This is a genomic window from Pseudoalteromonas sp. GW168-MNA-CIBAN-0100 (genome assembly GCF_040309225.1).
Lineage (GTDB): Bacteria > Pseudomonadota > Gammaproteobacteria > Enterobacterales > Alteromonadaceae > Pseudoalteromonas > Pseudoalteromonas arctica.
The window spans coordinates 1-312 of record NZ_JBEOOL010000351.1; the positions used below are offsets into that span (position 1 = coordinate 1).

Sequence of the window (312 nt, forward strand, 5' to 3'; positions counted from 1 at the left end):
AGATCATACCGAGAAGGTGCGCACACCACGCTTGATCTGCATATGCCTATCGCTCATCAAAAGCAGCAACAATGGACACCACAGCGGTTCGAACGCTGGGCGAGTAAATTTGGCACATCAACTGAGCAGTTTGTTATGCAATTGATGCAAGCTAAAAAACATCCAGAGCAAAGCTACCGTGCTTGTATGGGGTTATTAAGCCTAGGTAAAAAGTTTAGTGATCAACGTCTTGAAGCCGCCTGTCATCGCGCATTAACCACAGGTGTTACTCGCGTTAAACAAGTAAAGACTATCTTAGAAAAAGGCTTGGAT

1 pseudogene is annotated in these 312 nt (G+C 44.9%); it reads left to right on the plus strand.

Annotated features, from left to right (window positions below):
• Window positions 1-312, plus strand: a pseudogene (locus tag AAEY62_RS21425) (IS21 family transposase); the annotation flags it as partial.